The following is a 20,780-nucleotide window of genomic DNA, read 5'->3' as shown; positions in this document are numbered from 1 at the left end:
GGTCTATGTCTGGTTCACGGTGCGGGCGAGCGACTGGCGCATCGGCATCCGCCGCGACATGAACGACAGCGACACCGACGCCAACACCAAGGCGATCGACTCGCTGCTCAACTACGAGACGGTCAAATATTTCAACAATGAAGGCATGGAGGCCGAGCGCTTCGACCGCTCGATGGCGCGCTACGAGATCGCGGCGACCCGCATCTGGACTTCGCTCGGCTGGCTGAACTTTGGCCAGGGCATCATCTTCGGCCTCGGCACCGTCATCGTCATGTGCATGTCGGCACTCGAAGTGCAGGCGGGCACGCAGACGGTCGGCGACTTCGTCTTCATTAACGCGATGCTGATGCAGCTGTCGGTGCCGCTCAATTTCATCGGCTTCATCTATCGCGAAATCCGACAGGGGCTGACCGATATCGAGCAGATGTTCGACCTTCTGGATGTTCCGCAGGAGATCGTCGACAAGCCGGATGCCAGGCCACTCGCCGTCAGCGCAGGGAAGGTCGAGTTTCGCGACGTGCATTTCTCCTATGATCCGAACCGCAAGATCCTGAAGGGCATCAGCTTCGCGGTGCCGGCCGGCAAGACGGTCGCCATCGTCGGGCCGTCGGGCGCCGGCAAGTCGACCATCTCCAGGCTGCTGTTCCGCTTCTACGACGTCCAGGGCGGCCAGGTGCTGATCGATGGTCAGGATATCAGGGACGTGACGCAGGAGAGCCTGCGCGGGGCGATCGGCATGGTGCCGCAGGACACGGTGCTGTTCAACGACACCATCGCCTACAACATCCGCTATGGCCGCATCGGCGCCAGCGAGGAGGACATGCGCAAGGCGGCCGAACTCGCCCAGATCGGCCCGTTCATCGAGCGGCTGCCCGATGGCTACAAGTCGATGGTCGGCGAGCGCGGGCTGAAACTCTCCGGCGGCGAGAAGCAGCGCGTGGCGATCGCCCGCACCATTTTGAAAGCGCCGCCGATCCTGATGCTGGACGAGGCGACTTCGGCGCTCGACAGCCACACCGAGCAAGAGATCCAGGCCGCGCTCGATCTGGTCAGCCGTGGCCGCACCACCATCGTCATCGCCCACCGGCTGTCGACTGTGATTTCCGCCGACGAAATCATCGTGCTGCAGGATGGCCAGATCGCCGAGCGCGGCACCCATGCCGAGCTGATGCGCAAACACGGCCTCTACGCCTCGATGTGGGACCGCCAGCGCGAAGCGACCGAAGCCGAAGAGCGGCTGCGCATCGCCCGCGAGGGCGACGAGCTTGGCGTCATCGTCCGCCGCCGCACGTCGGAGRTGTCATAGCGTTTTCCTTCTCCCCCAGGGGAGAAGGAAAACGTGTCGAAAAAATCCGCTTGACCTCAACTTTGGTTGAGATTGTAGGCCGTTCTTGGAGCCCGCAAACACCAAGATCCAGGAACGGAACAATCGAAAATGAGCAAGATAAATCAGAGTGCTGATGGCGGCAGTGTGTTCAGGGTGGACAAGTTCGTCGTCCCGGCCGCCGCCCGCGAAGAGATACTCGCCAAGGTCAAGGCAACGCATGAGGTGCTGCRCCGGCAGGATGGCTTCGTGCAGGATTTCCTGCTCGAGCAATTCTCTGGCCCGGGCGAATTCAACCTGGTCACGATCGTCGAATGGGAAAGCCAGTCGGTCGTCGACCGGGTCGTGCCGATCGTCACGGCCGAGCATGCGCGAGCCGGTTTCAATCCGCAGGAGACGATCGCCCGGCTCGGCGTGCGAGCCGACATCGCCAACTATCAGCGGATTCCCGGGGTGTAAGGCCTCTACGGCCAGCCGACACCAGGTGCCGGCGCTTCAACGCTGAGCACCTGGCCGGTGCGGGCATCGCTGATCATGTGCTCGAAGCCGCGCCATTCGGCGGCGGCGATGAACAGCGTTTTCAGGTCCGCACCGCCCAGCATGCAGGCAAAGCAGCCGCGATCGACATTGACGGTCTGCAGCACCTCACCGCCTTCGAGCACCCGCACGCAGTGCTTGTTGGGAACGTCCGCGTACCAGGCCGCCCCTTCGGCATCGAGGCAGATGCCGTCGGGAAAACCATCGAGGTCGGCCCAGACGCGGCGGTTGGCGAGGCTGCCGTCCGCGGCGATGTCGAAGGCAGTCAGCCGGTTGGCGTGCGATTCGGCGACGATCAGCGTCTTGTTGTCCGGCGTCACCGCCATGCCGTTGGCGAACGCGATATTTTCCGCCACTTGCCGGACCGCGCCGTCTGGCGTGACCAGCACGACGGTACCTGGGCCGAAATACTGGCCGGGAGCCGGCGCCGGGCCGCCGCCATTGACATAGATGTTGCCGCGCCCGTCGACGACGATCTCGTTCCACGGGCTTTTCGACAGGCCGCGCAAATCGGCGTGGGTAACCAGTGAACCGTCCGGTTCCCTGCGCAACACCAACCCCTCGCGACCGGAGACGACGAGCAGGCGACCGTCCGGCAGCCAGTCGATGGAGTAGGGCAGTACAGCCGGCACGGTGAGCACGATCTCACGGCTGCCGTCGGCATCGACGGCGATGATCTCGCCGGTCCCCCAGTTACAGAGCCACAGGCGACCGTCATGCCAGCGCGGCGATTCCCCGAAGGCGAGGCCGCTGGTCACGACACGAGCTTTGTTGCCAGATGATGCCTGCATAATCGGGAGCCTCCGTTGCACGCGTCGTCGGCCCTTGCGGGCGGAATGAAGCGCTGTCTCACCAAGGACGGGCGAGGGGACGGACCCCCGACAGCAGCCCTACGGTTTTTCGCTCAGGAAGAAATTGCCATCGGCATGACCGTTGGCGCCGCATGACGGCGGTTCCGAAATGCCGTCCTTGCCGGTGCCGCTCTGCTCGACGACGAGCGCATCGCCATCGCGGCGGAAGATGAAAACAAAGCCGGTCGGCTTTTCGTTGTCGTCGGTATCGACAAGCCGCAAGTCCTTGCGGACCTTGACCGTGCCGCCGATTTCGCACGAACCACTGCCGGAGACAGGATTCGCGACCTCTTCCGACACGTCGAGCTTGCCAGCGCCAGCCGCCTTGATCTCGACCGTCCCGCGAACGCTGCTCCATGTGCCGATGAAACCGGTATCCTTGGGCTTGCGGATGCCGGCGAGGAAGGCCGCTCGGTCGCGCAGGAATTCGCCGAGATCGAAATTCTGCCGATCCTTGGGTGTGTTCTCGTTGAAGCCGGCGATCTGGTCGCGATACGCAATGAAATCGCCTTGGTCGTCCCGCAAGGCCTTGCCGGCGTGAGGATCGAGCGTCTTCAGCACCGCCGCGTAGGTTTTCGCCACGTCCGCATCGGCCTGCGCCAGGGCAGGGTCGGCGCAGATGGCCTTTTCCGCCGCGCTGGCGGCCTTTGTGCAGTCGAAGGATGGCCTGGCTTGTGCCATTGCGTTGCCATTCGATGCCAGCAGTGCGACCAGAACCCCAGCTATTTCAGCCCATCGCCTGGAATCAAGGTTGGCCCCGTTCAGGTGTCGGATCATGGGCAGTCGGTCTTTTCTCTGTGGCTGCGAACCGGCGGTGGCCTGAATTCTGGCGGCAACGATGCCGACAGGCAAGCGCATGATGGCTCTCGCCAGTTGCGGCCAATGCGGCCTTGCCGATTGTTGCGTTGCGGTGAATTGGGCTTTCGGCTATTGAGGCCGGACTTGAAACGGAGCCTGCCCCAGCCCGATGAGCCTTGTCGATACGGTCAAGAACGCGTTCGTACCGATCCATCGCGAAGGCTATCCCTTTATCGCGGCCTTCGGCGCGGCGACGCTTTTCCTCGGCTATTTCTCGTCGATCCTGTTCTGGGTCGGCCTTATCCTGACCGCCTGGTGCGTCTATTTCTTCCGCGATCCCGAGCGCGTCACGCCGGTCGACGACCGCTTGGTGGTGAGCCCCGCCGACGGCATCATTTCGGCGGTCGGACCAGCGGTGCCGCCACGCGAACTTGGCCTCGGCAACGTCGAGATGACCCGCATCTCGGTGTTCATGAACGTGTTTTCCTGCCATGTGAACCGCGCCCCGGTGCGTGGCCGTATTGCCAAGATCGAGCACCGGCCGGGCAAATTCCTCAATGCCGAACTCGACAAGGCGAGCACCGAGAATGAGCGCAACGGCCTGGTCATCGACAGCCCCAACGGCACGGTCGCGGCTGTCCAGATCGCCGGTCTGGTGGCGCGCCGTATCGTCTGCTGGGCCGAGGCCGGCGGCTCTATCGCCATCGGCGAGCGTTTCGGCCTGATCCGCTTCGGCTCTCGCGTCGACGTGTTCCTGCCGCTCACCGCCACGCCGCGCGTTGCCGTCGGCCAGACCGCGGTCGGCGGCGAAACCGTGCTGGCCGAATTCGGCGGTGTCGCCGGCACTCCCCTCGTGCGGATTTCCTGACCGGTGGGCACGCAATACAAAAAGTTCGAAGCCCATGCCAGCGGCGGCCCGCGCATCCGCGAAATCCCGATGCGCATGGTGCTGCCCAACCTCGTTACCGTGCTGGCCATCTGTGCCGGCCTGTCCGGCATCCGTTTCGGCTTTGAGGGCCGTTTTGAGCCGGCAGTGGTGATGGTGCTGCTCGCGGCTTTCCTCGACGGCATTGACGGGCGGCTGGCGCGGATGCTGAAGGCGACCTCCAAGTTCGGCGCGCAGATGGATTCGCTGGCCGACATCGTCAACTTCGGTGTTGCGCCCGCCTTGGTGCTCTATGCCTTCCTGCTCGACCGCGCCGGATCGCCGGGCTGGATCGCAGCACTTCTGTTCGCCATCGCCTGCGGGCTCAGGCTTGCCCGCTTCAACGTGCTCGACGACGAGAAGGCCGAGCGCCCCGTGTGGCAGTCCGAATATTTCGTCGGCGTGCCGGCGCCGGCGGGCGCCGTGCTGGTGATGCTGCCGCTCTATTTGTATTTCCTGCGCACAGGTCTGGAGCCCAGTCGCCCGGCTGCCTTCGTCGCCACCGGCTTCACCATCCTGGTTGCCTTCCTGCTGGTCAGCCGGCTGCCGGTCTATTCCGGCAAGAGCCTGAGAGTGCCAGGCGACAAGGTGCTGCCGATCATCCTTGGCGTCGTGCTCTACGTGCTGCTGCTGATGACCTATCCCTGGTACACGCTGACCGCCTCGGTCGCCGGTTATCTGCTCTTCCTGCCGTTCAGCGTGCGCGCCTATTCGAAGCGCGCCAAGCAGGAGGGCGAGAAAGTGCCGCCTTCGGACATCGGGTAGGGTTGCTCGAAGCCCGCTCCGCATTCGTCATCCTGGCGTCTACGCTCCGCGCTAGGATGACGAAGAATAGCTTCAGGCCGCCACACCGAGCCCCAGCCTGTCGATCGCCAGCTTTCTGGTCGACACATAGTCGGTCTTGCCGGAACCCAGCACCGGGATTTCCTCGACCTTGATGATGTCGTTCGGCACCATCAGTTCGGCGGCGCCCGCCTGCTTGCCGAATTTGCGCAACTCGTCGGGATTGGCATCGTCGGCGGTGGTGACCAGCACGATGCGCTCGCCGCGCCTCTTGTCCGGCACCGCCACCGCCGCATGGCGTTCTTCCGGCCACAGCGACTGCACCAGCATCTCGACAGCACCCAGCGACACCATCTCGCCGGCGATCTTGGCGAAGCGCTTGGCGCGGCCGCGAATGGTGATGAAGCCTTCGCGGTCGACGGCGACGATGTCGCCGGTGTCGTGCCAGCCGGTCAGCGGCTGCAACTCACCGGGGCGATCGGCAGTCATGTAGCCCATCATCAGGTTCGGTCCGTCGAGCCACAACTGGCCGGCGTCGGATATGCCTTCGACCGGCTCCAGCTTCATGCGCATCGCCGGCAGCAGCCGGCCGACCGTGCCGTCGCGGCCATGGATCGCGGTGTTGACGGCCACCACGGGTGCGGCTTCCGTCAGTCCAAAACCTTCGATGATCTCGGCCTGGAAGCGTTCGCGATAGACGCGGCGGGTTTCCGGCTTCACCGCCTCGGCGCCGGCGACGACGAAGCGCAGGCTGGAAAAATCGCCGTCCTTGGCGGTGCGCGCATAGTTGGCGAGGAACGTGTCGGTGCCGAACATGATGGTCGGTTTCACCTTGCGCGCGATCTCGGGGATGATCTTGTAGTGCAGCGGCGAGGGGTAGAGGAACAGCTTTACCCCGGTGACCAGCGGCAGGATGGTGCCGCCCGTCAGGCCGAAGGAATGGAACACCGGCAGCACGTTGAGCAGGATGTCGGCGGGCGAGATGGTGATGCGCGCCTCGGCCTGCATGGCGTTGGCAAGCAGGTTCTTGTGCGACAGCACCACTGCCTTGGGTGTGCCTTCCGAACCCGAGGTGAACAGGATCACCGCAGGCTTGGCCGCATCCTGCCGCTGCAGCGGCCAGCGCCACAGCAAGGCCGCGGCAAGCTTGTCGAGCGCGGTGACGTCTTCCCGCACATCCTCCAGCCAAAGCAGCTTGGCGCCGCCGTTCTCGACCGCCGCGACAATATCGGCAAGGTCGGCCTTCTCGACGAAGGCACGGGAGGAGACGACCGTGCGGATCACCGCCGTGCGCACCGCCGCGGTTACGCTGGCCGGGCCGGCGGTGTAGTTGATCATTGCTGCCACCCGGCCGCCAGACAGCAGGCCGACAAACGACAGCACCACGCCATTGGCGTTGGGCAGCAGCAGGCCGACCGCTTCGCCCGGCGCCGTCACCGCCTCGAACCGGCGGCCAAGGACACGGGCGCCCATGAACATCTTGCGGTAGCTCAGCGCGCCGGAGATGACATCCTCGATGATCGGGTGCGAGGCGCCGACACGGGCAGCGGCGTCGCGCATTGCCAGGAACAGGCCACGATCGAGCTCGGCGCCGAAAAGCCGGGCCTCGGCGACACGGTCGAACAGCGCGTTGGTGTTCGAGGCCTGGTCCGGGTTGCGCGCTGCCAGTTCGGCGATGGTCATCGGTTCCAGCACGCTGATAGACAGTTGCGGAAACCAGTGCCGCGGCGCCTTGTCCGCCTGCGTCAACGACACCGGCAGGCTGCGCGCGCCGGCGACGAAGATCGGCACGATCTTGGCGTCGGCCTGCATGGCGATGCGGGTGACGGCGCGAAACAGGCGAAACGTCTTGACGTTGGGCTCGACCGCGTCCGGCAGATAGACGGCGAGTCGCCCCTTGCCCTTCAGCACGCGCACCAGCCTGCGGCTGACGAAGAGATGTTCGGCGTTGAAGGCGATGGTGCGGCCAAGCTCGCGCCACGGTTCGAGCCATGGCGACCGCGCCGAGACCTCGTCGAGTATATGCAGCGTGTCGTCCGGCAGCAGCGACAGCATCAGCGCCGGCTCGAAACGCGATTGATGCGAGATGACGTAGATGACAGGGGCCTGCGCCTTGCGGGCGATCCTGACGCGGTTGTCGCTGATCCGGTAGGCAAGCTTGAACGGCACATAGAGCAGTGCCTGGGTGAAACGCAGGCTGAGGCGGAATTTCTCCACCACGCCGATCAGCAGCCAGGCCAGGACAAGACCCGCAAGCAGCGCCAGTGTCAGGATCATGCCGCTTCTCTCCCAACGATTCTAGCATCGCGGCTCTTTGCGACCGCTTCGGGGCAGAGCGTAGCGGAATGGAGGGCAACGTCAATGTGGAGGCGCAGCGCTCGCTTCCTTCCCCCTTTTGGGAGAGAAGGGAAGGCCGCAGCTCACGCCGCCTTCAACCGCCCGCTGATGAAACGGAACTCCTGCGTCTTACCGCCATAGCCATAGGCGGCGGCCGGCACTTCATGCACGAAGGCATAGCTTTCCTCATGCACACCGCCCAAAAGGCGGCCGAAGGCGTCGAAGATCGCCTTCAGATAGGCCTCCAGCTCGACCTTGGTGTTGGTGCCGTCGACCACCTTGATATCGAGCCAGAACGTGTTGGTGCCATGCTCGGCCAGTGACTTGCCGCCGGCGAACCAGTGTTGCGGATCGATATAGGAAACGGCAACCGCGGTGATCGTCGGATCCTTGCGCAACTGCGCGGCCGTGATTTCGGTGATTTCTCCGGCGATCCGGGCAGACAGCGCGGCATCAGGCTTGCCGGTGACGCTGACGTTGATGATGGGCATTTTTCTTCTCCTGGTTTGAGCGGCGTCGGATCGCCGTTGGAAGGACCATGCCACTGTCATCGAGTCAAAAAAATCGAATTGTTTTCAATTGAAGGTTCGATATTATCGAATTATGGAAACGCTCGATCCCGACCTGCTCAGGACTTTTATCGCTTTCGTCGACAGCGGCTCGCTGGCGCAGGCGGCGTTGAGCGTCGGCCGTTCACCCTCGGCGGTCACCGCGCAGATGCAGCGGCTCGAGGAAATCGTCGGCGAGGCGCTTCTGGCGCCGCAGGGCCGGGGCCGAGGCCTGACGCCGGCCGGCGAGGATCTCGTCGGCCATGCAAGGCGCATCCTTGCCGCTCACCGCGAGGCGTGGCTGGCGTTGAAGGGCGCGCGTGCTGCCGGGCGCGTTGCCATCGGGACGACGCAGGATTTTGCCGACAGCGGTCTGCCCGATCTGCTGCGCGCCTTCGCCGTCAGCCATCCGCGCGTCAGGATCGAATTGCGTGTCGGCCGCTCCGCCGAACTGGCGCAAGCGATGCAGTCCGGCGGGCTCGACCTGGCGATCGTCATGCGCCAGACTGCTGCGCCGGACGAAGTCGGCGTGCTGCGCGAACCGATGATATGGCTGTGTTCGCAAAAGGGGCTGGCCTCGCGCCAGGAAGAATTGCCGCTGGCGTTGCTCGATCCCTATTGCGGCTTTCGCGAAGCAGCACTTGCCGCGCTCGATACGGCCGGCCGCCGCTATCGCATCGCCGCCGGCAGCGCCAGCCTGGCCGGCTTGCGCACGGCGGTGAATGCGGGTCTTGCGCTGACGCTGCGCACCGCGCGCTTTGCCCATTCCGGCATTGTCGAAGCGCCGCGCGAACTTGGTCTGCCGCAGGTTCCGATAGCTGAATTTGCCGTTCGGCTGCGCGCCGGTGCGGATGGTCCGGCAGCTGATCTTGCGGCACTGCTGAGTGGCAATTTGGCTCTGCCCGGCCTCCTTGGCTGATCGACAAGATCCGATCTCGCTGCGGATCAAACGCCCAAGAAAAAGCCGACCTTGCGGTCGGCTTGGGAGTAGGACGGGCCGAGGGGTTTGGGGGGACTTGGGGGTGGCCCGTCACACCAACAATGCATGAGCCGGACGATGGTTCCGTGACTGTGTAACTTTTTTACGAAATATTTGACGCCAGCCGTTGCGAGCGGGCCATCAGCCAATCCCGCCCCGCATGGGCAAACACCGCGCACAACACGATGGCGCCGCCGACCATGCTGGCGGCTGGTGCGATCTCGCCCAGGAACAGGAAGGCAAACAGGATCGCGAACGGCACTTCGGCCGAGCCGAGCAGCCCGGATTCGGCCGCCGGAATGAGCCGCGCCCCTTCCGTCCACAGGATCGAGGACAGCGCAAAGCATGAGCCGAAGGTGGCAAGCAGCACCGCGTCGCGTGGCGTGACCGCCAGCGGATCGCTGACGAACCAGCCGAGCACGAACAAGAGGAAGGCCGAAACCGCGCCGGCCCACACCACCGGCGTCTCCCGGAAGGCGCGCACCATGATCATGTAGAGCGCGCTGCCGATGGTCATCAGCAGCGCCAACCCGTCCCCGAACAGATGACCGGTGCCGAACCCGGACCAGACCATGATCGCCACGCCGCACAGCGAGACGGCGGCGGCGACCATCGTCTGCAATCGGAACGGCTCGCGCGTCAGAACCCAGGCCAGCAGCGCTGTGACGAAAGGCGCGGTGGCATAGATGATCGCGACATTGGCGACGAAGGTGAACTTGAAGGCCGAGATGAAGGCGATGCTGGCCAGCGCCCCTTCCACCGCCAGGAGCCAGCCCCGCCAGCCAAGGCGCAACGTTTCGCGGTTGCCGGAGCGATGGCGGCGCCACAGCACATAGAGGCTGATCAGGATCGAGCCGACAAAGCCTCGCCAGCAGGTGATGGTCAGCGGATCGGCGTGGATCGACTTGGTCAGCACCCCGGTCAGGCCGAACACCGCCGCCGATGACGACACCAGCAGGATACCCAGCGTGCGCTCAGTGGCGCTGTCCGTCGGGGCTGCAATGTCACTCATGCCGCCAGCCTACGCCGTTGCGTCCTGACATCGTAGCGTCAGCAGTGACGGCGATCCACATCATAGCCGCTTGCGGAAATGCTCGGTGCCGACAATCAGCAGCCCGGCGGCGATGATAAGGGCGGCGCCGAAGAATACTTCACGGCGCGGCACGTCGCCCCAGATCGCAAAGCCGAGCGCGAACGCCCATAACAGCGAGGTGTATTCGAGGGGTGCAAGGATCGAAGCCGGCGCCCGCTTCATGCCTTCGAACAGAAGATACTGCGCAAACCCACCGAGCGCGCCGACGCTGGCAAGGAGCAGCAACTGGGCCCAGTCCGGCGTTTGCCACCAGAGCAGCGCCGGTCCCCCCGAAAAGAGCAGAAAATAGAAGTTGTTCAGGAGAAGCTGGATCATCGAACGCTCGGCAAGCGCGGTCTTGCGCAGAAGCACGATGGCTATGCCCCACAAAAAGGCCGCCGCCAGCACCAGGACCACCGGCACGGACAGGCCGAGATGGGTCGGGTCGCAAGCGACGAAGACGCCGGCAAAGCCGATCAGCACCGCAAACCAGCGCAGCATCGGCACCTTTTCGCCGAGCATCACCACCGAAAGCACGGTGACGATGATCGGTGCCGCGTAGTAGACGGTGGTCAGTTCTGCAAGCTGAAGGCTGCGCGCGGCATTGTAATAACAAAGCCAGGCGGCGAGGGTGAAGGCGCTGCGCACCAGCATCGGCCGCACGATCGGTGAGCGCACCGTGTCGGCAAACAGCCGTTGCCCACCGATCGCCGCGCAAGCGCCAAGAATGGTGATGCTGCGGAAGAACATGATCTGCCAGACCGTCATRCCGGTGACCAGCAGCTTGATCGAGGCATCCTGCGTCGAAAACAGGAAATAGGCCGCACCGGTCAGCAAGATTCCGCCGAGAACCCTTTCGCGTGTTTCGAGAATGGCGACATCGGCCATAAGGCGCGGGACCAAAGTTGCAGGAGGCGACAAAATGCTGTGAGGAGCGACGCGAGAGGAAGTCTCCCGTACCAAAAGCTATACGGGCGAAAGTCGGCACAGCGCTACGCCAGCCCTAAGCTTGCGTTGGGGCAGGCGATGGCGACCTTGCTTCCAGAAGGCAATCGGCACTTATATCTGACAAAGCCACGCCGCTGTCCGGCCACGAGAGCGAAGGAACGGAAATGGATGCGACCGAACTGAAGGCGATGCAGGCGCCACTGAAGCAGGCTTATCGCGACGACGCTGCGCAGGCACTGATCACGCTTCGCGCCAAAGGGTCGATCGACGACCAGTCGGTTACCTGCAAGGTGGAGACGGGCAGGGCGATCGCGATCGCAGGATTGCATCCGGCAACCGGTGGCTCGGGGCTCGAGCTCTGCTCGGGCGACATGCTGCTGGAGGCGCTGGTGGCCTGCGCCGGGGTGACGCTGAAGGCGGTGGCGACGGCGCTGGAGTTCAAGCTGGGCGCTGCCACGGTGGAAGCCGAAGGCGACCTCGATTTTCGCGGCACGCTCGGTGTCGCCAAGGATGCGCCGGTCGGCTTTCGCGCCATCCGGCTCAATTTCGATCTCGATACCGACGAGCCGCAGGAGCGGGTAGACTCCCTGCTGAAGCTGACCGAGCGCTATTGCGTGGTGTTCCAGACCATCAACCAGAAGCCGCAGCTGACGGTGAGCGCACGGCGCTGAAACGCCGTGCGCCGGATGCTTACTGCGCTGCCGGCTCTTCGGCGTCGCCCTCGTCGGTGAAGGGCGAGGCGCTCGGCACGCATTGCACCGACCAGCCGGTCGGTGTCGGCTGCTTCTGATATTCGGTGATGGCGGCGGTGCACTGTTCGCGCTTGTCGAAGGTGCTGGGCAGCACGACCATGCCGCCCTGCGGGCCGGCGATTACCAGATACCAGACCAACGCTGCGGTCGTTGCCATGGGGATGTCCTTGTTCTGCCCAATTGGGGCGCTTGTTGCGGGAGTCGCTGCGATCCTATCAACTCCGCCGAAATGACGAAAGCATGACCGCCGCGCAGCCTTCCGCCATGACATCACAGCCGCGTGATGCGATGGCGGATCTGGGCCCAGATCTAAACCCAGGCGGGCTTAGTTGGTGGCAAAACAATAAAACAGGCCGTCACCGCCGGTGCCCTTCAGCGCCTCTTGGCTGCAGCCGCCACGCGAGGCATGCGAGGAGTTCCAGGATTTGGCGGCCGCCGAATCGTCGAGGCCGGTGCGGTCGTGATGGCCCATCATCGCCGCACCTTCCGCTCCGCTCATCGTCCAGTCGCCGCAGGTCTGGTCGGCGATCTTCGTGCCATCGGGTTTGGAGCCGGTCAGCATGTCGTGGCGGTTTGGCTTGTCGCCACGGCCGTTGACCACTTCGCCCTTCTCGTTCAGCGCCGTCTGCTTGGTGATGCCATTGGCGTCGCCGTGCAATGAGGCGACATCGTCGGCGATCGTCACACCCTTGGCGTTCACCCACGGCCCCTTGCCGATGCGGTCGCGCGCGTCGGTATCGCTGGTCGACAGATAGGCGGCCCAGCTCTTGCCGGTGACGCCGGCGGCTTCCGCCAGCGAGGCGCAATGCGCGTCCGCACCCTTGAGGCCGCCGAGGTCGGCACCCTTGCCGGAGCCAACGCTGGTGACGAAGAAGCTCATCTTTGCGTCTTGCGAATAGGCGGCGCCGGCGGCCGCGATAAGGGCGGCGGCGGTGGCGAGAAGCAGTCTGCGCATGGTGGTCCTCCGTTCAGGTTTCGAATGTGTGACATTCGAAGAACGTCGGCGGTGCCGAAAATCTTCCGGCAAAAAGCAGCTATTCCGGCTGACGATAGGCGACAAAGCGGTTGTGCTTGGCCTGGAAGATCAATCCGGTCTCCTTCAGGTCCGGACTGGCCAGCGGCACGATAAGTTTGGCGACCTCCGAGGGGTGCGGCAGTGTAGCCGGATCCTCGCCGGGTACAGCCTGGGCGCGCATCGCGGTGCGGGTGGGGCCGGGGTCGGCGGCGTTGATCCTGAGCGGCAAGCTTTGCGTCTCATGCGCCCAGGAGCGCATCATCGTCTCGACCGCCGCTTTGGACGCCGCGTAGGGCGCCCAGAAGGCGCGCGCCGAGTGGGCCGAATTCGCGGACAGCAAAATGGCGCGGCCGGCGTCGGACAGCCGCAGCAGCGGATCGACCGAGCGGATCAGCCGCCATGTCGAGGTGACGTTGATGGTCATCACCTTCTCGAACGTTTTCGCCTCGACATGGCCGATCGGTGAGATCACGCCGAGCACGCCGGCATTGGCGACGAGAATGTCGAGCTTGCCCCAGCGCTCATGGATGGCCCCGCCCAGCCGGTCGATGCCGGCCATGTCGGCAAGATCGAGTGGCACCAGCGTCGCCTGGCCGCCGGCCGCCTTGATCTGGTCGTCGAGCTCTTCCAGCCCGCCGACGGTACGCGCTACGGCGATCACATGCGCGCCGGCTGCAGCCAACTCCTTGGCGATGAAATAGCCGATGCCGCGCGAGGCGCCGGTGACGACCGCAACGCGGCCGGTAAGGTCGAGGGTCATGCTATGGATTCCGGGAATTTCACGAACGCGGATGACGGTGCGGCAATCCTACGACCCGCTCGTCGCCAGCAGCGACAGCGTGCGCACATTGTCGTGGCCTTCGAAGTCGAGCAGGCGGGTCGGATACTGGCCGGTGAAGCAGGCATCGCAGAACTGCGGCTGGTCGTTGTCGCGGCTGGCCTCGCCGACGGCGCGATAGAGGCCATCAATGGTGAGGAAGCCGAGCGAATCGACCCGGATGAACTCGGCCATTTCTTCCACCGACATCCGCGATGCCAGAAGCTTCGATTTTTCCGGCGTGTCGACGCCGTAGAAGCAGGAGGCGCGCGTCGGCGGCGAGGCGATGCGCATATGCACTTCCYTGGCGCCGGCATCGCGCACCATCTGCACGATCTTCTGGCTGGTGGTGCCGCGCACGATGCTGTCGTCGACCAGCACCACGCGCTTGCCCTCGATCATGCGGCGGTTGGCGTTGTGCTTCAGCTTGACGCCCATGTGGCGGATCGAATCGCCCGGCTGGATGAAGGTCCGGCCGACATAGTGGTTGCGGATGATGCCGAGTTCGAAGGGAATACCGGCGGCTTGCGAAAAGCCGATCGCGGCCGGCGTGCCCGAATCCGGCACCGGCACGACGATGTCGGCCTCGACCGGGCTTTCCTGCGCCAATTCGGCGCCGATGCGCTTGCGCACTTCATAGACGTTGCGGCCCTCGACCGAGGAATCCGGCCGGGCGAAGTAGACATATTCGAAGATGCAGAAGCGGGTCTTCTGCGGCTCGAACGGGAACAGGCTTTCAATACCCTTGGACGTGACGACAACCATCTCGCCGGGCTTGAGATCGCGCACGAATCGCGCGCCGATGATGTCGAGCGCGCAGGTTTCCGACGCCAGGATCCAGGCGCCGTCGAGATCGCCGAGCACCAGCGGCCGAATGCCGAGCGGATCGCGGCAGCCGATCATCTTCTTGGATGTCATCGCCACCAGCGAGAAGGCGCCCTCGACCTGGCGCACCGCGTCGATGAAACGCGAGTTCAAATCGCGCTCCTTGCTGGTGGCGACGAGGTGCAACAGCGTCTCGGTATCGGAGGTGGAGGAGAAGATCGCACCCTGCTTCTGCAACGCCCGCTGAACGGTCATGGCATTGGTCAAATTGCCGTTGTGGGCGACTGCAAAGCCGCCATCGGCCAGTTCGGCGAAGAAGGGTTGGATGTTGCGCATGCCGGCGCCGCCTGTCGTGGCGTAACGCGTATGGCCGATGGCACGGTTGCCTTGCAGGCTGTCGATGACGCGCTGCTTGGTGAAGGTGTCGCCGATCAGGCCGACATGGCGTTCGACATGGAACTGGGTGCCGTCATAGGAAACGATGCCGGCCGCTTCCTGGCCGCGATGCTGCAGCGCATGCAGGCCAAGTGTGACGATGGCTGCCGCATCCTGCCGGCCGAAAATGCCGAACACGCCGCATTCGTCGTGGAAATGGTCGTCGGCCTCGGCGGAAAGCACGTCGTCTGCGTCTGCCATCTTAAGCTCCGCTAAAATCGCCATATAGTGCGGGTTCGCGTCGAAAGCAACGCGCCCGTGCAGCCGTTCGCACCATCGTCAGTTTCCGGCGCCCGTTCCGGGCGTCAGTTTGCCGGTGCAGCCGGCGCTGGATTGGCCGGAGCGTTCTCCGCGGGCGGTGCTGCGGCGTCATCGTCGGGAGCGGGCGTGTTGGCATCCTCGCCACCCGCCGGGGCATCCGCCGCCGGTGCGTCCGGAGCAGCGGGCGTCTCAGCAGCCGGCTGATTCGGGTTGAGCTTCTTGAGGATGGCGTTTTCCGGATCCTCGGGCAGCAGGCTTTCGAGCTTGGCGCCGATCTGCTCCAGCAACGGCCGCGACTTGGCATCCGTGACCCATGCCGGTGCCTTGGCGCCAGCCAGCCAGTTGAAGAACAGGAGCGCGACGGCAACGACCAGAATGCCGCGCGCCGCGCCGTAGAGAAAGCCGAGCGTGCGGTCGAGAGCGCCGATCCTGGAATCGATGATCCAGTCGGCGAGCTTCATTGTGATGACCGAGACGACGATCAGCGCGATGACGAAGACGATGCCGGCGGCGGCCGCCATGGCGATCTTTTCGTTGTCGATGTAAGGCTTGAGGTAAGGCAGCACCGGCTTGTAGAAGAAGAACGCCGCCGCTGCTGCCGCTGCCCAGGAGACGACGGACAGGATTTCGCGTGAGAAGCCGCGAACCATGGCGAGCATCGCCGAGACCAGGGTGAAGCCGACGAGAATTCCGTCAAGCAGCGTAATCGGCATGTCTTTCGCCCCACTCCATGAGCCGCATTATAGCGCGGAGCATCGGGTTTCCCAAAACCGGTTTCCCCGTTTTCGGTCCGATGCTCTAGTCTTGCTCGTCCACGCGGCTTCGGCGTGTGCCGGCTATGCGTGCCACGAGGTCGGCAAGCTCGGTTGGCTGGAAAGCGCCGGCCCCGATCCCCCCGGCAAGTTCCTCGCTGCCCAAGGGCAGAACCGCGCTTCCAAAACCCAGCTTTTCGGCTTCCTTGAGGCGCTGTTGCGCATGCGCAACCGGCCTCACGGCGCCCGAAAGGCTGATTTCGCCGAAATAGACGCAATCGGCGGGAAGGGCAAGACCGGTGAGCGAGGAAACCAGGGCCGCCGCCACCGCCAGGTCGGCTGCGGGCTCCGAAATGCGATAGCCGCCGGCGACGTTGAGATAGACATCGTGGCTCCCGAAGCGCACGCCGCAATGGGCTTCCAGAACCGCCAGGATCATCGACAGCCGGGCGCCGTCCCAGCCGACGACCGCGCGGCGCGGCGTGCCGAGCGAGGAGGGGGCGACCAGCGCCTGGATCTCCACCAGCACAGGCCTTGTGCCCTCCATGCCGGCGAAAACCGCGGCACCCGGTGATTTCGCGTGGCGCTCGCCGAGAAAAAGCTCGGACGGGTTGGCGACCTCGCGCAGGCCCTTGTCCGACATTTCGAAGACGCCGATCTCGTCGGTCGGCCCAAACCGGTTCTTCACCGTACGCAGGATGCGGAAATGGTGGCCGCCTTCGCCCTCGAAGTAGAGCACGGCATCGACCATATGCTCGACGACGCGCGGCCCGGCGATCTGGCCTTCCTTGGTGACATGGCCGACCAGGACGATCGCCGCACCCGTGGATTTCGCATAGCGGATCATCGCCTGGGCGGCGGCGCGCACCTGGGTGACGGTGCCTGGCGCCGAATCGGCAAGGTCGGTCCACAGCGTCTGGATCGAATCGAGGATCACCAGGTCCGGCCGCCTGCCGTCGGCGATGGTGGCGAGGATGTCCTCGACATTGGTCTCGGCGGCAAGTTCCACCGGCGTGGCGGCAACACCGAGCCGCTGCGCCCGCAACCTGATCTGCGCGACGGCCTCTTCGCCCGAGACGTAGACGACGCGGTGGCCTTTTGACGCGAGTGCAGCCGCGGCCTGGGTGAGCAGCGTCGACTTGCCGATGCCAGGATCGCCGCCGACCAGCAGCGCCGAGCCGCGCACGAAGCCGCCACCGGTGGCGCGATCGAGTTCGCCGATGCCCGAGATGATTCGCGGCGCGTCCTCGATGTCGCCCGACAGCGTTGTCAGCACCACTGCGCGGCCCTTGCGGGCGTTTCGCGTGTTGGCCGGCCCTGAGCCGATGCCGCCGGACGTGCCTTCCTCGACCAGCGTGTTCCACTCGCCGCAGGCATCGCATTTGCCGGCCCAGCGCTGATGCACCGATCCGCAATTCTGGCAGATGAACTGAACCCGCGATTTGGCCATCAGTTGGATGCTGCCTGGAAGTAATCGGGAGTTGGCGATCCTGCCCACCCCCCTCTGTCCTGCCGGACATCTCCCCCGCAAGGGGGGAGATTGGATGTCATCACCGTCTTCGCCAATCGCCCAGGTTGAAGAGAGGGCGCCGCAAATGAAACTGCCGATCTCTCCCCTTGCGGGGGAGATGYCCGGCAGGRCAGAGGGGGGTGTGACGGAATGCGAGGGTAGATCAAAAACTCACTCGAACCTTTCCGGCAAATGATGCTCTTCGGCGAGGTCGGAGAAGCGGGTGAATTCGCCCTGGAAGGCAAGGCTGACGGTCCCGGTCGGTCCATGGCGCTGCTTGGCGATGATCACTTCGGCCTTGCCCTGGACCTCGACCATCTTTGTTTCCCAGGCGAGGTGCTCGGGCGTGCCTTTCTCGGGCTCCTTGTTTTTGATGTAATATTCCTCACGATACACAAACAGCACCACGTCGGCGTCCTGCTCGATCGAACCCGATTCGCGCAAGTCGGACAGCTGAGGATGCTTGTCGTCGCGGCTTTCGACCTGACGCGAGAGCTGTGAGAGCGCGATGATCGGTACGCCAAGTTCCTTGCCGAGCGCCTTCAGTCCGGTGGTGATCTCGGTGATTTCCTGGACGCGGTTCTGCGACGCCTTGGCGGACGAACCCTGCATGAGCTGGATATAGTCGATGACCATCAGATCCAGCCCGCGCTGGCGCTTGAGGCGGCGGGCGCGCGCCGCAAGCTGGGCAATCGAGATACCGCCCGTCTGGTCGATGTAGAGCGGGCGTTTGTGGTTCTCCTGCGTGTAGGCGACAAGCTTGCCGAAATCGGCTTCCGTCAGGTCGCCGCGCCTGATTTTCGACGATGGGATCTCGGTCTGCTCGGAAATGATGCGGGTGGCCAATTGCTCCGACGACATTTCGAGCGAGAAGAAGCCGACGACGCCGCCATTGGCCGCCTTGACGGAGCCGTCCGCCTGCTGGGCAGGCTCATAGGCGGCAGCGATGTTGTAGGCGATGTTGGTGGCGAGCGACGTCTTGCCCATGCCCGGACGGCCGGCGATGATGATCAAATCCGACGGCTGCAGGCCGCCCATGCGGTGGTCGAGATCGCGCAGGCCGGTGGCAATGCCGGACAGGTGCCCATCGCGCATATAGGCGGCACTGGCCATGTCCACGGCGTTCTTCAACGCGTCGGAAAAACTCTCGAACCCGCCATCGTAGCGGCCGTTTTCGGCCAGCTCGAACAGCCGCCGCTCGGCATCCTCGATCTGTTCGGTGGGCGCCATGTCGACCGGCGCGTCATAGGCAATGTTGACCATGTCCTCGCCGACGGTGATCAGCGCGCGACGCGTCGCAAGGTCATAGATGGCGCGGCCATAGTCGGTGGCGTTGACGACGGTGACGGCTTCCACCGCCAGCCGCACGACATATTGCGCCATCGTCATGTCGCCGACCTTCTCATCGGCCGGCAGGAAGGTTTTCAGCGTGATCGGCGTCGCCACCTTGCCCATGCGGATGAACTCGGACGCCACCTCATAGATCTTGCGGTGCAGCGGCTCGTAGAAATGGCCGGCCTTCAGAAAGTCCGAGACGCGGTAGAAGGCGTCGTTGTTGACCAGGATGGCGCCGAGCAGCGCCTGCTCGGCCTCGATGTTGTTTGGCGCTTCACGATAAAGCGGTGTTTCCGCGACGCCGAATTTTCGCGCTGCCTCTGCCATGATATCCCCGATTTCGATCCCGGCTCTTCGATACCAGAATGACAAAAGTCAGTGCTGACTTATCTGCAACAGTGCCGATGCCAACCAACATCAATGTTCGCTTGTTCACAGGAACAACAAATCGTCCACAGGACAGAATTCCCGTCCCCCGATTTCTGTTGACTCGGCAGAGGAACAATCTACACGAAAAACAAGAACGAAGCAAGAACAATTGTGCCGGTCAAATCTCCAGAACGTCGCCCCAGTCCGACCGCCGCGCTGCCTTGAAAGTCTCGCCGTCGCGCTTGGTGAACAGCCTTTCGCCGGCACTGCCGTTGCTCTCGCAAAGTTTCAGCAACACCTTGCCGGATCCTGATTTTGGCGGCGCGATGACCCGTGCCTGAGGGGAAGGAGCAGGCTGTCGCGAAGCGGCGACATAGATGAACTTCTCGTCCTCCCACGGCACGTCGGCATCCTTGGCCAGCCGGTGCAGGCGCGAGCGGGCGACGCGGCGGGAGAAATGGCACCAGTCGGGCGGGGCGAGCGGGCAGGGCGCCTGATGCGGGCAGGGTGCCTGCACATGCGCGCCCGCCTCGATCAGTTGCCGGCGCACGGCAAGGATGCGCTGCCATCCGGCCGGCGTGCCCGGCTCGACGACCAGCAGCGTATCGCCGGTGAGTTGCCACAGCCGACCGATGAGCTTTGGCAGAGACGCAGGGACAATTTCGTCGAGCACATAGGCGCAAGTGACCAGATCGGCCGGCTCGATGTCGGCAAGGTCGATGGTGGCGTCGCCGGCCAGCCATCTGGTTCGGGCGGCAATCGCGCCGGCGGCAAGCGTCTCGCCGACCCTGCGCGCCGCGGCGCTGGCTTCGAACAGCACCGCCTGTTCGAGATCGGGCCACAAGTCGCTCGTGGCCCAAAGCACCGTACCAGGACCGGCGCCGACATCGAGCAGGCTCTTGGGTTGAAAGCCGGGCCTGGCGTCGCCGAGCGCATCGAGGCTGGCGCGCACGGCGGCGTAGGTCGCCGGCAGCCGCGTCGCCAGGTAGGCTTGCACGGCCAGGTTCTCAGCCATATGCAGCCGACCATCGCGCAGTTCGGCGCGGTACCGGTCGGACAGCGTTTTTGCCGCCTGCTTGAGTGTCGCCAGCGGAACGTTCTCGAGCAGACGCTCGACACCCTGGCGAAGTGGGGCCGGTAACTCCATGCTCAGGCTCCGCGTGGCGCGACGAGGATCACAGAGGCGCCGACAATGCAGAGCGCAGCTCCTGCGAGGTCCCAGCGGTCGGGGCGCACGCCCTCCGCCAGCCACAGCCAGCCAAGCGACGCCGCGATATAGATGCCGCCATAGGCGGCGTAGGCGCGGCCGGCGGCATTGGCATCGACCAGCGCCAGCAGGAAGCCGAATAGAGCGAGCGAGGCGAGACCGGGGAGCAGCCACAGCGGCGACTTCTCCAGCCGCCACCACGCCCAGAACGAAAAGCAGCCTGCGATCTCGGCCAGGGCAGCAGCGACGTAGAGGACATAGGTCATGAAAAAGGTCCGGTGGCGATCACTGGACCTTTTTCAGTGCAGGCGCCGGCAATGGCAAGCCGCAATGCTATTTCTGGTCCGCGACCTTGCGGCGGCGAGTTGCCTTGGCTACCGGGCTTTTCTCGATGGGATCC

At 64.4% G+C, this 20,780-nt stretch carries 21 protein-coding genes; 6 read left to right on the top strand and 15 right to left on the bottom strand.

Features of this window, described 5'->3' with window-relative positions; translation table 11 throughout:
• Both ACXJ7R_RS06710 and ACXJ7R_RS06705 read left to right on the top strand, forming a co-directional pair.
• On the top strand, nucleotides 1-1,306 hold a 1,306-nt coding region (locus ACXJ7R_RS06710), incomplete at its 5' end, for an ABCB family ABC transporter ATP-binding protein/permease (protein WP_457151127.1).
• 129 nt (nucleotides 1,307-1,435) lie between these two features.
• Nucleotides 1,436-1,783, top strand: a complete 348-nt coding sequence (locus ACXJ7R_RS06705) for an antibiotic biosynthesis monooxygenase (RefSeq protein WP_457151126.1) — start codon at nucleotides 1,436-1,438, stop codon at nucleotides 1,781-1,783.
• A gap of 5 nt (nucleotides 1,784-1,788) precedes the next feature.
• Here ACXJ7R_RS06705 and ACXJ7R_RS06700 read toward each other — a convergent pair whose 3' ends face one another.
• Together ACXJ7R_RS06700 and ACXJ7R_RS06695 are read right to left on the bottom strand one after the other, a co-directional pair.
• Nucleotides 1,789-2,652 (bottom strand): SMP-30/gluconolactonase/LRE family protein, encoded by an 864-nt coding sequence (locus ACXJ7R_RS06700; protein ID WP_457151125.1) that lies wholly within the window; start codon nucleotides 2,650-2,652, stop codon nucleotides 1,789-1,791.
• A gap of 99 nt (nucleotides 2,653-2,751) precedes the next feature.
• Nucleotides 2,752-3,393, bottom strand: coding sequence for a lysozyme inhibitor LprI family protein (locus ACXJ7R_RS06695; RefSeq protein WP_457151124.1), 642 nt, complete (start codon nucleotides 3,391-3,393; stop codon nucleotides 2,752-2,754).
• Between the two features lie 286 nt (nucleotides 3,394-3,679).
• Here ACXJ7R_RS06695 and ACXJ7R_RS06690 point away from each other — a divergent pair, with 286 nt between their 5' ends.
• Together ACXJ7R_RS06690 and ACXJ7R_RS06685 are read left to right on the top strand one after the other, a co-directional pair.
• Nucleotides 3,680-4,378 carry a phosphatidylserine decarboxylase gene (locus ACXJ7R_RS06690; protein WP_457151123.1) on the top strand — a complete coding sequence of 233 codons (699 nt, stop codon included), beginning with the start codon at nucleotides 3,680-3,682 and terminating at the stop codon, nucleotides 4,376-4,378.
• A gap of 3 nt (nucleotides 4,379-4,381) precedes the next feature.
• Nucleotides 4,382-5,200: a CDP-alcohol phosphatidyltransferase family protein gene (locus ACXJ7R_RS06685; RefSeq protein WP_095086458.1), complete on the top strand. Its 819-nt coding sequence runs from the start codon at nucleotides 4,382-4,384 to the stop codon at nucleotides 5,198-5,200.
• A 72-nt stretch (nucleotides 5,201-5,272) separates the two neighbouring features.
• Here the strand turns inward: ACXJ7R_RS06685 and ACXJ7R_RS06680 are convergent, their stop codons facing one another.
• Together ACXJ7R_RS06680 and ACXJ7R_RS06675 are read right to left on the bottom strand one after the other, a co-directional pair.
• Complete coding sequence (locus tag ACXJ7R_RS06680) at nucleotides 5,273-7,495, bottom strand: AMP-binding protein (protein WP_457151122.1); 2,223 nt, start codon at nucleotides 7,493-7,495, stop codon at nucleotides 5,273-5,275.
• A 143-nt stretch (nucleotides 7,496-7,638) separates the two neighbouring features.
• On the bottom strand, nucleotides 7,639-8,046 hold the full coding sequence (locus tag ACXJ7R_RS06675; protein ID WP_457151121.1) for a tautomerase family protein: 408 nt from the start codon (nucleotides 8,044-8,046) through the stop codon (nucleotides 7,639-7,641).
• A 112-nt stretch (nucleotides 8,047-8,158) separates the two neighbouring features.
• Between ACXJ7R_RS06675 and ACXJ7R_RS06670 the strand changes: the two genes are divergently transcribed.
• A complete protein-coding gene (locus ACXJ7R_RS06670) occupies nucleotides 8,159-9,022 on the top strand; it encodes a LysR substrate-binding domain-containing protein (RefSeq protein ID WP_457151120.1) in 864 nt (287 codons plus the stop codon).
• A gap of 163 nt (nucleotides 9,023-9,185) precedes the next feature.
• Here ACXJ7R_RS06670 and ACXJ7R_RS06665 read toward each other — a convergent pair whose 3' ends face one another.
• Both ACXJ7R_RS06665 and ACXJ7R_RS06660 read right to left on the bottom strand, forming a co-directional pair.
• The gene (locus ACXJ7R_RS06665) at nucleotides 9,186-10,094 is read right to left on the bottom strand and encodes a DMT family transporter (RefSeq protein WP_457151119.1); all 909 of its coding nucleotides are present in this window, start codon (nucleotides 10,092-10,094) and stop codon (nucleotides 9,186-9,188) included.
• 60 nt (nucleotides 10,095-10,154) lie between these two features.
• The gene (locus ACXJ7R_RS06660) at nucleotides 10,155-11,042 is read right to left on the bottom strand and encodes a DMT family transporter (RefSeq protein WP_457151118.1); all 888 of its coding nucleotides are present in this window, start codon (nucleotides 11,040-11,042) and stop codon (nucleotides 10,155-10,157) included.
• A 224-nt stretch (nucleotides 11,043-11,266) separates the two neighbouring features.
• On the opposite strand from ACXJ7R_RS06660, the gene ACXJ7R_RS06655 reads away from it, so the two are divergent.
• Nucleotides 11,267-11,773 carry an OsmC family protein gene (locus ACXJ7R_RS06655; protein ID WP_457151117.1) on the top strand — a complete coding sequence of 169 codons (507 nt, stop codon included), beginning with the start codon at nucleotides 11,267-11,269 and terminating at the stop codon, nucleotides 11,771-11,773.
• 19 nt (nucleotides 11,774-11,792) lie between these two features.
• On the opposite strand, the gene ACXJ7R_RS06650 is transcribed toward ACXJ7R_RS06655, so the two are convergent.
• The 9 genes from ACXJ7R_RS06650 to ACXJ7R_RS06610 form a co-directional block, all read right to left on the bottom strand.
• Nucleotides 11,793-12,011, bottom strand: coding sequence for a hypothetical protein (locus ACXJ7R_RS06650; RefSeq protein WP_027045347.1), 219 nt, complete (start codon nucleotides 12,009-12,011; stop codon nucleotides 11,793-11,795).
• A 168-nt stretch (nucleotides 12,012-12,179) separates the two neighbouring features.
• Nucleotides 12,180-12,809 carry a hypothetical protein gene (locus tag ACXJ7R_RS06645; RefSeq protein WP_457151116.1) on the bottom strand — a complete coding sequence of 210 codons (630 nt, stop codon included), beginning with the start codon at nucleotides 12,807-12,809 and terminating at the stop codon, nucleotides 12,180-12,182.
• A gap of 79 nt (nucleotides 12,810-12,888) precedes the next feature.
• Nucleotides 12,889-13,629: an SDR family NAD(P)-dependent oxidoreductase gene (locus tag ACXJ7R_RS06640; protein WP_457151115.1), complete on the bottom strand. Its 741-nt coding sequence runs from the start codon at nucleotides 13,627-13,629 to the stop codon at nucleotides 12,889-12,891.
• A 48-nt stretch (nucleotides 13,630-13,677) separates the two neighbouring features.
• Nucleotides 13,678-15,147, bottom strand: a complete 1,470-nt coding sequence (gene purF / locus ACXJ7R_RS06635; protein WP_457151114.1) for an amidophosphoribosyltransferase — start codon at nucleotides 15,145-15,147, stop codon at nucleotides 13,678-13,680.
• Between the two features lie 104 nt (nucleotides 15,148-15,251).
• Complete coding sequence (locus ACXJ7R_RS06630) at nucleotides 15,252-15,920, bottom strand: CvpA family protein (RefSeq protein WP_457151113.1); 669 nt, start codon at nucleotides 15,918-15,920, stop codon at nucleotides 15,252-15,254.
• An 85-nt stretch (nucleotides 15,921-16,005) separates the two neighbouring features.
• Complete coding sequence (radA, locus tag ACXJ7R_RS06625) at nucleotides 16,006-17,409, bottom strand: DNA repair protein RadA (protein ID WP_457151112.1); 1,404 nt, start codon at nucleotides 17,407-17,409, stop codon at nucleotides 16,006-16,008.
• Between the two features lie 231 nt (nucleotides 17,410-17,640).
• Nucleotides 17,641-19,131, bottom strand: a complete 1,491-nt coding sequence (locus tag ACXJ7R_RS06620) for a replicative DNA helicase (protein ID WP_095086422.1) — start codon at nucleotides 19,129-19,131, stop codon at nucleotides 17,641-17,643.
• Nucleotides 19,132-19,351: 220 nt separating this feature from the next.
• Entirely contained in the window at nucleotides 19,352-20,320 is a 969-nt protein-coding gene (locus tag ACXJ7R_RS06615; protein ID WP_457151111.1) for a small ribosomal subunit Rsm22 family protein, read from the bottom strand.
• Nucleotides 20,321-20,322: 2 nt separating this feature from the next.
• Complete coding sequence (locus ACXJ7R_RS06610; RefSeq protein WP_457151110.1) at nucleotides 20,323-20,646, bottom strand: YnfA family protein; 324 nt, start codon at nucleotides 20,644-20,646, stop codon at nucleotides 20,323-20,325.
• Between the last annotated feature and the right edge of the window lie 134 nt (nucleotides 20,647-20,780).

Source organism: Mesorhizobium sp. P5_C1 (assembly GCF_054049815.1).
Note: the sequence above shows the minus strand (reverse complement) of the source record. Positions and strands in the feature narration are given on the sequence as shown.